Origin of the sequence: Nocardia beijingensis NBRC 16342 (genome assembly GCF_001612785.1) — a bacterium.
GTDB classification, from domain to species: Bacteria; Actinomycetota; Actinomycetes; order Mycobacteriales; family Mycobacteriaceae; genus Nocardia; species Nocardia beijingensis.
Genome location: NZ_BDBC01000088.1, coordinates 1 through 12,896 on the forward strand (window position 1 = coordinate 1; position 12,896 = coordinate 12,896).

General features: G+C 67.1%; 11 protein-coding genes. All 11 read left to right on the forward strand.

Annotated elements, in window-relative coordinates; genetic code table 11:
* Positions 1-68: 68 nt before the first annotated feature.
* On the forward strand, positions 69-863 hold the full coding sequence (locus NB3_RS33555; protein WP_051021363.1) for an MlaE family ABC transporter permease: 795 nt from the start codon (positions 69-71) through the stop codon (positions 861-863).
* 3 nt (positions 864-866) lie between these two features.
* Positions 867-1,730, forward strand: coding sequence for an MlaE family ABC transporter permease (locus NB3_RS33560; RefSeq protein ID WP_067811488.1), 864 nt, complete (start codon positions 867-869; stop codon positions 1,728-1,730).
* Positions 1,727-3,076, forward strand: coding sequence for an MCE family protein (locus tag NB3_RS33565; protein ID WP_067811491.1), 1,350 nt, complete (start codon positions 1,727-1,729; stop codon positions 3,074-3,076). Before NB3_RS33560 ends, NB3_RS33565 begins: the two co-directional genes overlap by 4 nt.
* Positions 3,073-4,149 (forward strand): MCE family protein, encoded by a 1,077-nt coding sequence (locus NB3_RS33570; protein ID WP_174553276.1) that lies wholly within the window; start codon positions 3,073-3,075, stop codon positions 4,147-4,149. The genes NB3_RS33565 and NB3_RS33570 overlap by 4 nt, the downstream gene beginning before the upstream one ends.
* Positions 4,149-5,159 (forward strand): MCE family protein, encoded by a 1,011-nt coding sequence (locus NB3_RS33575; protein ID WP_067811494.1) that lies wholly within the window; start codon positions 4,149-4,151, stop codon positions 5,157-5,159. The genes NB3_RS33570 and NB3_RS33575 overlap by 1 nt, the downstream gene beginning before the upstream one ends.
* A 37-nt stretch (positions 5,160-5,196) precedes the next feature.
* The gene (locus tag NB3_RS33580) at positions 5,197-6,429 is read left to right on the forward strand and encodes an MCE family protein (RefSeq protein ID WP_067811507.1); all 1,233 of its coding nucleotides are present in this window, start codon (positions 5,197-5,199) and stop codon (positions 6,427-6,429) included.
* A complete protein-coding gene (locus NB3_RS33585; protein WP_067811497.1) occupies positions 6,426-7,664 on the forward strand; it encodes an MCE family protein in 1,239 nt (412 codons plus the stop codon). The genes NB3_RS33580 and NB3_RS33585 overlap by 4 nt, the downstream gene beginning before the upstream one ends.
* Positions 7,661-8,902, forward strand: a complete 1,242-nt coding sequence (locus NB3_RS33590) for an MCE family protein (protein ID WP_067811499.1) — start codon at positions 7,661-7,663, stop codon at positions 8,900-8,902. The genes NB3_RS33585 and NB3_RS33590 overlap by 4 nt, the downstream gene beginning before the upstream one ends.
* A gap of 106 nt (positions 8,903-9,008) precedes the next feature.
* A complete protein-coding gene (locus NB3_RS33595; RefSeq protein WP_244892186.1) occupies positions 9,009-9,710 on the forward strand; it encodes an Rv1363c family protein in 702 nt (233 codons plus the stop codon).
* Positions 9,711-9,720: 10 nt separating this feature from the next.
* Positions 9,721-10,449 (forward strand): hypothetical protein, encoded by a 729-nt coding sequence (locus NB3_RS33600; RefSeq protein ID WP_067811502.1) that lies wholly within the window; start codon positions 9,721-9,723, stop codon positions 10,447-10,449.
* 410 nt (positions 10,450-10,859) lie between these two features.
* Positions 10,860-12,896: DNA-directed RNA polymerase subunit beta (rpoB, locus tag NB3_RS33605; RefSeq protein ID WP_084823895.1), on the forward strand; the 2,037-nt coding region annotated here is incomplete at its 3' end.

Here is a 12,896-nt window from a genome sequence, read left to right on the forward strand (position 1 = left end):
AATTATCAGGGTGGTGCGTTCGACACCACCGTGCGACGCAACACAACTAACGGGTAACATCTGCGATCGTGAATTCGACCCTGGCGCGATTGCGAACTCCCCTGGAGTCGGGGTTTGCCCAGGCCGGCAACATCTTTGCGCTGCTCCTCGACGTTTTGCGGAAGACATTCCGCCGCCCCTTCGAGTGGCGGGAGTTCATCGAGCAGTCCTGGTTCATCGCGAGTGTCTCGATCCTGCCCAGCGCGCTCGTCGCGATTCCGTTCGGCGCGGTCGTGGCATTGCAGACCGGCTCGCTGATCAAACAGCTCGGCGCGGAATCCTTCACGGGCGCTACCAGTGTGCTGGCAACCGTCCAGCAGGCGGCTCCCGTCGTGACGGCCCTGATCATCGCGGGCGCGGCCGGGTCGGCGGTGGCCGCCGATCTCGGCTCGCGCACCATCCGCGAGGAAATCGACGCGATGGAAGTGCTCGGCATCGATCCGGTGCGAAAGCTGGTGGTGCCGCGCGTGCTCGGCATGATGCTGGTCGCGCTGCTGCTCAACGGCCTGGTATCGGTGGTCGGCATCGCGGGTGGGTACTTCTTCAACGTCTTGCTGCAGGGCGGCACCCCCGGCGCCTACCTGGCGTCGTTCTCCGCCCTCGCCCAGCTGCCCGACCTGTGGATCGGTGAGATCAAGGCGGCGATATTCGGTCTGCTCGCCGGCGTCATCGCCGCGTACAAGGGGCTGCATCCCAAAGGGGGCCCGAAAGGAGTCGGTGACGCGGTGAACCAATCCGTGGTGATCACGTTCATGGTGCTGTTCTTCGTGAATCTCATCCTGACCATGGTGTACCTACAGGTCGTCCCGGCCAAGGGTGCCTGACGGATGGCCACGTCGTACCGGACCCCGGTCGCCAAGTCCCTGCGCCGGGTTGGTGAAGTCGCTCGGATGCCGCTCAACGTCATCGATCGCGCGGGCGAGCAGATGTCGTTCTACACGCGGGCCATCGCGTGGATCCCGCGGACCGCGGTGCACTACCGCAAGGAAGTCATGCGGCTGCTGGCCGAGGTCACCTTCGGCACCGGCGCGCTGGCGGTGATCGGCGGCACCATCGGCGTCATCGTGTTCATGTCCGGCTCCGTCGGCGTCGTCGTCGGCCTGCAGGGCTTCAAAGCCCTCGACGCGCTCGGTAGTTCGGTGCTCACCGGCTTCCTCACCGCCTACATCAACACCCGTGAGATCGCGCCGCTGGTCGCCGCGCTCGCGCTCTCGGCGACGGTCGGTTGCGGTTTCACCGCGCAGCTGGGCGCGATGCGGATCTCCGAGGAGATCGACGCGCTCGAGGTGATGGCGGTGCCCGGCGTGCCGTTCCTGGTGACCAGCCGTGTGATCGCCGGGTTCCTCGCGGTGATCCCGCTCTACATCGTCGGGTTGCTCGGCACGTTCATCGCGTCGCGGACGATCAGCATCTGGTTCAACGGGCAATCCAGCGGGTCCTACGACCATTACTTCAGTCTGTTCCTGCCACCGGAGGACGTGCTCTATTCGTTCCTCAAGGTGCTGGTCTTCGCGTTCGTGATCATCATGGTGCACTGCTATTACGGGTTCCACGCCACCGGCGGGCCCGCGGGCGTCGGCGTCGCGGTCGGCCGCGCGGTCCGGGCCGCGATCGTTCTGGTGAACGTGCTCGACTTCTTCCTCAGCCTCGCGATCTGGGGCACCACCACCACGGTTCGGGTGGCCGGATGAGCCGCACCCAAACCTGGCGCTCGACGGCGAAGCTGCGAACTCGAGTGCTGGGGATCGCGTTCTTCGTCGTGGTCGCGCTGTTCCTGTGGACGACCATCGCGATCTACAACAAGCAATTCGTGAAGACGGTCCACGTCGACCTGATCACCGACAGCGTCGGCAACGCGCTGACCCGCAACGCGGATGTGAAGGTGCGCGGCATCACCGTCGGCGAGGTGCGCTCGAGCAGCTCCGAAGGCGGCGCGGTGACCTTGAACCTGGCCATCAACCCGGACAAGGCGCAGCAGATTCCCGACAACGCGACCGCGCGCCTGCTGCCCAAGACGCTGTTCGGCGAGCGCTACGTGGATCTGGTGATCCCGCAGGACCCGAGCCCGCGGCATCTGACCGACGGCGTGACGCTGCACCAGGACGTCAGCGGCAACGCCATCGAGTTGAGCAAACTGCTCGACGATGTGCTGCCCTTGCTGCAGGCCATCCCGCCGCAGGATCTCGCGGCCACGCTGGGCGCGCTGTCGCAGGCGCTGTCCGGGCAGGGCACCGCGCTGGGCGAGAGCGTCGACAAGCTGGACGACATCTTCCGCCAGGTCAATGTGGTGCTTCCGGACCTGAGGGCCGATCTGCGCAGCTTCGCCGAGGTGGCGGCCACTTACTCCGACGCGGCGCCGCAGCTGATCCAGGCCCTGGACAACCTGCGCACCACCAACGCCACGATCGTGCAGCGGCGCACCGACATCGACGCCCTGTACGCGACGCTGACGCCGACCTCGGCCACCACCACCGAGTTCCTGCTGGCCAACCGCGACAACATCATCGACGTGGCCGCCGACTCCCGCCCCGCGCTGGAGCAGCTGGCCTACTACTCGCCCAACTACGCCTGCTCGCTGGCGAACTTCGCGCAGCTGAAGCCGCGCATCGACCGGATCTTCGGCAAGGGCACCGACACCCCGGGTTCCCGAGTGACCATCGAACTGACCAATACCCGCGGCAAGTACCTGCCCAACCAGGACGAGCCGCGCTGGCTGGACACCAGGGGTCCGTGGTGCATCCCCGAGATGCCGTTGGGCGTCGATCCGGGCCAGTACACCGGCGGCCCGAACAACGACGGCTCCTACGCCGTCCCGAGCCGCAACCCGGGTGACCAGGAGACCGGTCATCTGGAGCCGCCGCAGTTCGGCGTCCACCCGGCGAGCAAGATGCCGACGATCGCCGATTCCCCGATGGAGCGGCAGTCGCTCGGCGCGATCTACGGCGCGGCCAACGGCGTCGCCCCTGATCAGGTGCCCGGCTGGGTGACCAGGGCAGGCGCGCCCGCGTTCCGCGGAAGCGAGGTGAGCGTGCGATGAAGCAGCAACTGCGCGGCCTCGGCGGGCCGCTGACCAAGCTGATCATCTTTGTTCTGGTGACCTTGTTCGTGACCACGGTGCTCGCGCTGTCGATCGCCAACTACACCGGTGGCGGCACGAAGTTCAAGGCCAGGTTCACCGACGTCACCTCGCTCAACCCCGGTGACGAGGTCCGCATCGCAGGCGTGCGGGTCGGCAAGGTCACCGATGTGTCCATCGTCGACAAGCGGCTGGCCGAAGTGAAGTTCGAACTCACCGACCGGGATTGGCTGCCTGCGTCGACCACCGCGACGATCAGGTACCGCAACCTGGTCGGCCAGCGCTACATAGCGCTGGAACAGGGGACCGGGGAGCAGGGCAAGAAGCTCAACGAGGGCGGCACCATCCCGCTGGAGCGCACCAGGCCCGCGCTCAATCTGACCACGCTGTTCAACGGCTTCCGGCCGCTGTTCCGCACGCTGACCGCGGAGGACGTGAACAAGCTGTCCTTCGAGATCATCCAGGTCTTCCAGGGCGAGCAGGGCACCATCCACGATCTGGTCGCGACCACGGCGAACCTGACCAACAAGATCGCCGACAAGGACGCGGTGATCGGTGAGCTGACCCGCAATCTGACCGCCGTGCTCGACACCGTCAACCAGCGCGACGACCAGTTCGATCAGTTGATCGTGAACACCGAGGCGCTGATCAGCGGCCTCAACGCCGATCGGGACACGATCGGCCGCTCGGTGACCTCGCTGGCCAACCTGACCTCGGCGACCTCGGACCTGCTCGTCCCGGTGCGTCCGACGCTGCAAGGGTCGATCGCTGGTCTGAGCCAGCTGACCGGCACGCTCGACGAGCGGCAGGACGAGGTGAACGAAGCGCTGACCAACCTGCCGCTGAAGATGGAGAAGCTCGGCCGCGCCGCGAGTTACGGCTCCTGGTTCCAGTTCTATCTGTGCGGCATCGACATCGTCGTCGGGTCGGGCGCGGTCGACGCGCCGCAGCTCAACCTGCCCGCGGGACTGCCGACGATCAACCAGCCGATATACACGAACGCCGCGCCGCGCTGCCACGGGAAGGCTCGCTGATGGAGGACCGCATTCTGCTCGGCAAGCGCAGCCCGGCGTTCCTCGGCGCGCTCGGCATCGCCGTCGTGCTGTTGGTGACGATGTCGGCGTTCTTCCTGGATCAGTTGCCGATCATCGGCGCGGGCACCAAGTACACCGCGGAATTCCGCGAGGCGGCGGGCCTGAAGAAGGGCAACGAGGTCAGGGTGGCCGGCGTCAAGGTCGGCTCGGTGTCCGACGTTCGGCTCGACGGTGACCGCGTTCTCGTCGACTTCCGCACCAAGGACACCTGGATCGGCAACGAGACCACCGCGTCCATCCAGATCAAGACGCTGCTCGGCCAGAAGTACCTCGCGCTCGATCCGCGAGGCTCGAAACCGGCCGATCCGAGCTCCCGGATTCCGCTCTCGCGCACGGTGTCGCCGTACGACGTGGTGGACGCGTTCACCGATGCCGCGCGCACGATCGATCAGATCGACACCACGCAGCTGGCCAAGAGTATGCAGGTGCTGTCGGAGGCCTTCGAGACGACGCCGCCGGAGATCCGCGGCTCCATCGACGGCGTCGCCCGGCTGTCGGAGACGCTGGCCAAGCGTGATCAGGAGTTGAAGAAGCTGTTCGCCGCGACCAGGCAGACCACCAAGATCCTCGCCGACCGCAACGCGGAGTTCGAGCGTCTGCTCGCCAACGGCGGCCAGTTGCTCGCCGAACTCAATGTCAGGCAGCAGTCGATCAAGCAGTTGCTCTCCGGCGCCAAGACGGTCTCCGCGGAGCTGAGCGCGCTCGTGCACGACAACGAGGAACAGATCGGGCCCGCGCTGCGGAACCTCCGCGCCGCCATCGATCTGCTCAACGACAACCAGCAGAACGTCTCCAAGACGCTGGAACTCGCGGCGCCGTTCTACAGCCTGTACGCCAGCGTGCTCGGCACCGGACGCTGGTTCGACGCGGTGATCGTCAACGTGCTGCCGCCCGCGCTGCCCGAAATCCCCGGCTACCGTCAGCCGATCCGCACTTTGGGAGGTAACTGACGTGGCGGACAACTGGCGTAGCGATCCGGTCGGCGCGGTGCGCGGCTCCAGCCGCGGCGCCAAGGTGGGCATCGCGCTGATCGTCGTGCTCGCCGTGCTGGTGGCGGTGGTGCTGTGGTGGCTGTTCAACCGGCTGTCCACGACCAAGATCACCGCCTACTTCGACCGCTCGGTCGGCATCTACGAGGGTTCGGACGTCCGCATCCTCGGCGTGCCGGTCGGCTCGGTGGATTCGGTGGAGCCGCAGGGCGACCAGGTCAAGATCGTGATGAGCGTGGACCGCAAGTACGACGTGCCCGCGGACGCGCGAGCCGCCCAGATCACGCCGTCGATCGTGTCGGACCGCTACATCCAGCTCACCCCGGTGTACACCGGCGGCCCGAAGATGGCGCGCGACGCGACCATTCCCCGGGAGCGCACGGCGACGCCGGTGGAAGTCGACCAGCTGTACAAGAGCATCACCGAACTCTCCGACGCGCTCGGTCCCAATGGCGCCAACGCCCAGGGAGCGGTGAACGAACTGGTGCGCACCGGCGCGGCGAACCTGTCGGGCAACGGCGAGGCGCTGGCCAACAGCCTCACCCAGCTGTCGCGGGCGGTCCGCTACCTGTCGGACGCGCGCGGCGACATCTTCGACACGGTGAAGAACCTGCAGTCCTTCATCACCATGCTGGCCCAGAACGACCAGCAGGTCCGGCAGTTCAACACGCAGCTGGCCGATCTGTCGACGTTCCTCGCCGACGAGCGGCAGGATCTCGGCGCGGCGCTGAACCTGCTGTCGATCGCGCTGGGTGACGTGGCCCGCTTCATCGACGACAACCGCGGCCTGATCGCGGACAACGCCGAAAAGCTGATCCAGCTCACCAAGACGCTGTCGGACCAGCGCGACGACGTGGCCGCCTTGCTTCCGGTCCTGCCGGTGGCGCTGAGCAACCTGATCAACGTGCACAACGCCGAATCGGGCACCCTCGACATGCGCGCGAACTTCCCCGAACTGCAGGACCCGTTCGGCGTGGTGTGCAAGATGCTCGACCTGTCCAAGCTGATGCCGGGCGATCCCAAGTTCGAGGCGCTCGGCAGGCAGATGCGGCCGGTCCTCGACCACTGCAAGGAGATCACCGACCAGATCACCGCCGGGGTGCAGACCCCGACGCTGAACCTGCCGTTCGGCATCCTCAGCGGCGAGAACCAGCAGCGCGACCCGGTGCCTGGCACAGTGCCCGGCACGCCGTCGGACCGGCTTCCGCCGTCGCAGGGAGGGGCGCGATGAGCACTCGAATCCGTTCGCTCGCACGCGGTTTCGGCGCGGCGTTGGCGCTCGGCCTGACCGGCGCGCTGATCACGTCGTGCGCCTCCGACGGCATCTACAGCGTGCCGCTGCCCGGCGGCGCGGACGTGGGCGAGCACCCCATGCACATCGACATCCAGTTCGACGATGTCCTCGACCTCGTGCCGCAGTCGGCGGTGAAGGTCGAGGGTGTGCCGGTCGGCCGGGTCGAGAAGATCAGCATCGGCAAGGACCAGTGGACCGCCACGGTGCGCACCGTGGTCAACTCGTCGGTGAACCTGCCCGCCAACGCGCGGGCCGAGGTCAGGCAGTCGAACCTGCTCGGCGAGAAGTTCATCGAGCTCTCCAAGCCCGCCGCCGAGCCGGAGCCGACCAGGCTGGCCGACGGCTCGGTCATCCCGGTCGACCGCACCCGGCACGCCACCGAGGTCGAGCAGGTGCTCGGCGCGTTGTCGCTGCTGCTCAACGGCGGCGGCGTCGCGCAGTTGCAGCCGATCGTCACCGAGCTGAACAAGACCATCGGCGGCCGCGAGGACCGCGTCCGCTCGCTGATCGAGCAGGCGAACACGCTGATCGACGGCCTGAACCAGCAGGTGGACGACATCACCCGCGCGCTGGACGGCCTCGACGTGCTCAGCGCGAGGGTGAGCAGGCAGACCGATCAGATCGGCAAGATCCTCGACGAGCTGCCCAAGGGCATCAAGATCCTGGAAGAGCAGCGCCCGCAACTGGTCGCCTTGCTCGCGCAGCTGGACCGGCTGGGCGAAGCGGGCTTCGACGTGCTGAACACCGCGAAGGACGACCTGATCCGCGACCTGACCTCGCTGCGGCCGACGCTGCAGGAGCTGGGCCGGTCGGCGCCGGATCTGGTCACCGCGGTTCCGTTGATCCCGACCTACCCGTTCCCCGACTCGGCGCTGGAGAGCACCTTCGGCGGCAGCGTGAACACGTGGTTGTCGGTCGACCAGCAGATCGGCGTAACCCTCAGCAACCTGGGTGTCGGCAAACCCGACCCGGTGTACATCCCGCCGGTGGGTCCGCCCGTGCCGGTGAACCCGACCAACCCGTACTACAACGGCAACGGACCGCGTCCGGGCTGGCCGACGGTGTCGATCCTGCCGCTGCCGCCGCTGATGGCGCAGCCGCCCGCGCCCGGCGTGCCCGGTCCGGTCGGGGCGATCCTCGAGCAACTCGGCGTAGGGAGTGGTCCGCGATGACACGTCTGGTGCGGTGGCAGCTCATCGCGTTCGTGGTTATCGCGGTGCTCGGCGTCGTGTACGTCGGCGGCAAGTACATCCGGCTCGACCACATGTTCGGGCTCAACGAGTACACGGTGAAGCTGCGCGCGGCGCAGACCGGCGGCATCTACAAGGGCGCCGAGGTGACCTACCGCGGCGTCCCGGTCGGCCGGGTCGGTGAGCTGGAACTCACCGGCGATGGCGTGGTGATGAACCTCGTCATCGACTCGAACGCGCCGAAGATCCCGGCGTCGGCGAAAGCCGTGGTCGCCAACCGGTCGGCGATCGGTGAGCAGTACGTGGACCTGCAGCCCGATTCCGAGGCGGGCCCGTACCTGCGGGACAACTCCGTGATCACCTCGGCGACCCTGCCGGTATCGGTGGAGTCGCTGGTGTCCAGCGTGGACACCTTCGCGAGCTCGGTGGACCTGAACGCGCTGAACACCACGGTGCGCGAACTGGGCAAGGCGTTCGACGGCAAGGGCGACGATCTGCAAGTGCTGATCGACTCGCTGAACAAATTCACCGAGACCTTCCACGCGACGCTGCCGCAGACCATCCAGCTGGTTCGCGACGGCCGCGTCGCCCTCGGCACGCAGGCCGAGCAGTCCGCGGCGATCCGCGAGTTCAGCGACGGCTTGGACAAGCTCACCGCCCAGTTGCGTTCCAGCGACCCCGACGTGCGCAGGCTCATCGGCACCGGAACCGACGCGGGCGAGCAGATCGGCGCGCTGCTCGAGGAGAGCGGCGGCCCGCTCACCCAGGACTTGTCCAACCTGCGGCTGCTGTTGCAGGCGATCTCGCCGAAGTTCTACGCGATCAAGCCGTTGCTGCAGATGCTCCCGCAGCTGTCGATCGGCGGCTCCTCCACCGCGCCCGGCGACGGCACCAGCCATTTCGGCCTGGTGCTCGAGACCAACAATCCGCCCGCCTGTACGGTGGGCTACGAGGGCACGCATCGGATTCTCGAACAGATGAAGGCGCAGAACCCGGACTTCGACGACACGCGCGACGAGTTCCCGTTCAACAAGGACGCCAAATGTCTTGTGCCGTTCGGTAATCCGACCGCCGTCCGGGGTGGTGCGCGAGCCGAGTTCGCCGATCCGGCCATCGTCCAGCCCTGGGACTCCAACCCCAAAACCGATCCGGAAAAGCTGAACCTGACTCCGGTCGCCGTGCAGTTGTCGACCCTGCTGGGGGTCACGCCGAAGCGGTGACCAGGAGCAATGACGTTAGGGTGTCTCGCGTGAGTGACTGGAGCGAGCGAACCACGGGCATGCCGCCCTGGAGCGCGACCGAGCCGACCGACGGCGAGGCGCTGTCGTGACCGCCGATCTGACCAAGCGGTCCGATGCGGCGGCGCCGGACGCGCCGGACACCGTGACGACCACGGCCGACGAGTCCACCGCGAAGTCCGACGCCGGCGATCGAAAGGCCGCCGACTCCGGGCAGACCGGCGGCGCGTCCGTGCTCGGCCGGGTGGCGTTCGTCGGCTCGGCCCTGCTGCTGGTGGTGGCGTTGATCGGCGCCGCATGGTTCGGCGCGGGCTGGGTGCGCGCGGCGTTCACCGACGGCCCGCGCGCCGAGGCGAGGGACACCGCTCTGGACGCCGCGCGCCAAGCGGCGCTCAACATGACCTCGATGAACCTGGACGACGTGCCCGGCTCGCTGGCGCTGGCCCGGTCCTCGATGACCGGCGCGCTGCTGGACTCGGCCACGAAGAACAAGGACCAGGCCGAGCAGATGGCGCAGCAGAGCGGGGTCGGGATGACCTCCAAGGTGCTCGGCGCCGCGCTTACCTCGCTCAACGGCGAGCAGGACAAGGCTTCGGCGCTGGTCGTGCTCCAGGTGACCGAGAAGAGCAAGGACAAGCCGCCCGCCGACTACCGCTACACCTGGACGGTCGACGTGACCAAGGACGGCGGGGTATGGAAGGCCGAACAGATCTCCTCGCTCAGCCAGCCGGTGCTGCTCAGCGGCGGACCCGCCGCGCAGCCGCCGGCCGCGCCGAAGCCGGGATCGTAGGAGGACACCCATGACGTCTCGCCGACCGGTCAACCGGGTCACCTCCAAGCGCAAGCCCACCGCGGAATCGAGCCGTACCGCCGCCCAGCGCGCCGACCGGCCCGCACCGGCCCGTAAACCGCGCGTCGCGGGCGTTTCCCGGCCGGGCACGGACTCGCGCACCCCTGACGCCGAACGGAGCCCTGCGGGCGCGTCGCGATGGCACAAGATCATCTCCCGTACCCCGGACCGTCCGCGGCGCACGACCGGACGGCCGCGCTGGGGCGTCACCGCGGCCATGCTCGTCGCCGCGCTCTTGCTCGGCGGTTTCGCGTGGCTGGCCGCGCAACGGCCCGGCGTGGACACCTCGAATCAGGCCTACGTGGACAACGAGGCCACCCAAGAGGTGCGCGCCGCCGCCGACAACGCCCTGCGGGCTGTCTACGCCTACGACGTGAAGAAGATCGACGGCTATCGGGACACCGCCAAGCAGGTGCTCACCGGAAAGATGCTCGCCGATCTGGACAAGTACGCCGACACCACCATTTCGGCCGTCAAGCAGGCGCAGACCAGTGCCGACGCGAAAGCGGACCCGATTGCTGTGACATTGCTCACCGACGATCGCGCCGAGTTGATCGTCAACCTGGTGGTGAGCGCCACCAAGGACGGCGTGGCGCAGCAGAGCGTCTCCGGCCCGGTGGTCCTGCACATGCAGAAGGTGGACGGTCGCTGGCTGGCCAGCGACATCGTCGACCAGTAGCGGCTACCACATCGGCCGGGATGACGCAGCGCGGCAGGCGATCTCGCCGGCGCCCCGGCCGGGGCTGCCACTTGACGAGTTTCGCCCGACCCGTCACGCTATTCACAACAGCGGCAGCTGTCACAGTGGCTTCCAGCGCACCGCGCCCGAAGGACGCAGCCAGCGAATTCGGCCCGGCGCGGCAGCCATGCGGACGATCACACGGGTGGTACTTTGACACCCCCGTGTACTTGGGTGTAGGTTTGGACGTTGCGCTGGCTGCCTCCTGTCCATACCTCGATTTGCACACGTAAGTTCACCTTTCCGGTGTTACTTCCGTCGTTGCCTGTTCGAGTTTCGTTCGGGTAGTAACCAGCGGAATTCGTAGCAGACAGAGCGACGGTCGCGGACCACCACGCGACGCGCATGAGGTGCTGGAAGGACGCATCTTGGCAGTCTCCACCCAGACCAAGGCAGTTGCCGGAATCCCCGGAGCCCCGTTGCGGGTGTCTTTCGCGAAGATCCGTGAACCCTTGGAGGTCCCCGGGCTTCTCGACCTACAAACGGAATCGTTCGCCTGGTTGATCGGTTCGCCGGATTGGCGCGAGCGCGCGGCGGCTCGCGGCGACGTCGGCCTAGTCGGTGGCCTCGAGGAGGTGCTCGAGGAGCTCTCCCCGATCGAGGACTTCTCCGGCTCCATGTCGCTGTCCTTCTCCGACCCGCGCTTCGAGGAGGTCAAGGCCTCGATCGATGAGTGCAAAGACAAGGACATGACGTATGCGGCTCCGTTGTTCGTGACGGCGGAGTTCATCAACAACAACACCGGTGAGATCAAGAGCCAGACGGTCTTCATGGGTGATTTCCCGATGATGACCGACAAGGGCACGTTCATCATCAACGGCACCGAGCGGGTTGTGGTGTCGCAGTTGGTGCGTTCGCCGGGTGTGTATTTCGATCACACGGTCGACAAGGGCACGGAGAAGGATCTGCACAGTGTGCGGGTCATTCCGTCGCGTGGCGCGTGGCTGGAGTTCGACGTGGACAAGCGCGACACCGTGGGTGTGCGCATCGACCGCAAGCGCCGCCAGCCGGTCACCGTGCTGCTGAAGGCGCTGGGGTGGACCACCGAGGAGATCGTCGAGCGCTTCGGCTTCTCCGAGATCATGATGTCGACCCTGGAGAAGGACAACACCGCCGGTCAGGACGAGGCGCTGCTGGACATCTACCGCAAGCTGCGTCCGGGTGAGCCGCCGACGAAGGAGTCCGCGCAGACCCTGCTGGAGAATCTGTTCTTCAAGGAGAAGCGCTACGACCTGGCGCGCGTGGGCCGCTACAAGATCAACAAGAAGCTCGGCATCCACCTCGGCGAGCAGGTCGTCGGTTCGGTGCTGACGAAGGAAGACATCGTCAACACCATCGAGTACCTGGTGCGCCTGCACTCGGGTGACAAGACCATGACCGCCCCCGGTGGCGTCGAGGTCCCGGTGGAAGTGGACGACATCGACCACTTCGGCAACCGCCGCCTGCGCACCGTCGGCGAGCTGATCCAGAACCAGATCCGGGTCGGCCTGTCCCGCATGGAGCGTGTGGTCCGCGAGCGGATGACCACTCAGGACGTCGAGGCGATCACGCCGCAGACCCTGATCAACATCCGCCCGGTCGTCGCCGCGATCAAGGAGTTCTTCGGAACCTCCCAGCTGTCGCAGTTCATGGACCAGAACAACCCGCTGTCGGGCCTGACCCACAAGCGCCGCCTGTCGGCGCTCGGCCCGGGTGGTCTGTCCCGTGAGCGCGCCGGTCTGGAAGTCCGTGACGTCCACCCGTCGCACTACGGCCGCATGTGCCCGATCGAGACCCCGGAAGGCCCGAACATCGGCCTGATCGGCTCGCTGTCGGTGTACGCGCGGGTCAACCCGTTCGGTTTCATCGAGACCCCGTACCGCAGGGTCGTCGACGGCCGGGTCACCGACGAGGTGGTCTACCTGACCGCCGACGAAGAGGACCGCCACGTCCGCGCCCAGGCGAACTCGCCGGTCGGCCCGGACGGCCGCTTCCTCGAGGATCGCGTCCTGTGCCGCCGCGGCAACGAGGAGAACGAGCTCGTCGCCGCCAGCGAGGTCGACTTCATGGACGTCTCGCCGCGCCAGATGGTGTCGGTCGCGACGGCGATGATCCCGTTCCTCGAGCACGACGACGCCAACCGTGCCCTCATGGGCGCGAACATGCAGCGTCAGGCCGTTCCGCTGATCCGTTCCGAGGCGCCGATCGTCGGCACCGGTATGGAGTTGCGTGCCGCGGTCGACGCCGGTGATGTGGTGGTGAACGAGAAGGCCGGTGTGGTGGAGGAGGTCTCCGCCGATTACGTGACCGTGATGCACGATGACGGCACGCGTAAGAGCTACCGGATGCGGAAGTTCAACCGGTCGAATCAGGGCACATGCTCCAACCAGCGTCCGATCGTGGACGAG

Excerpts from the sequence above, each read along its gene's own strand:
- NB3_RS33560 (WP_067811488.1), top strand. The coding sequence starts at position 867 with ATGGCCACGTCGTACCGGACCCCGGTCGCCAAGTCCCTGCGCCGGGTT.
- NB3_RS33565 (WP_067811491.1), top strand. The coding sequence starts at position 1,727 with ATGAGCCGCACCCAAACCTGGCGCTCGACGGCGAAGCTGCGAACTCGA.
- NB3_RS33570 (WP_174553276.1), top strand. The coding sequence starts at position 3,073 with ATGAAGCAGCAACTGCGCGGCCTCGGCGGGCCGCTGACCAAGCTGATC.
- NB3_RS33575 (WP_067811494.1), top strand. The coding sequence starts at position 4,149 with ATGGAGGACCGCATTCTGCTCGGCAAGCGCAGCCCGGCGTTCCTCGGC.
- NB3_RS33585 (WP_067811497.1), top strand. The coding sequence starts at position 6,426 with ATGAGCACTCGAATCCGTTCGCTCGCACGCGGTTTCGGCGCGGCGTTG.
- NB3_RS33590 (WP_067811499.1), top strand. The coding sequence starts at position 7,661 with ATGACACGTCTGGTGCGGTGGCAGCTCATCGCGTTCGTGGTTATCGCG.
- NB3_RS33600 (WP_067811502.1), top strand. The coding sequence starts at position 9,721 with ATGACGTCTCGCCGACCGGTCAACCGGGTCACCTCCAAGCGCAAGCCC.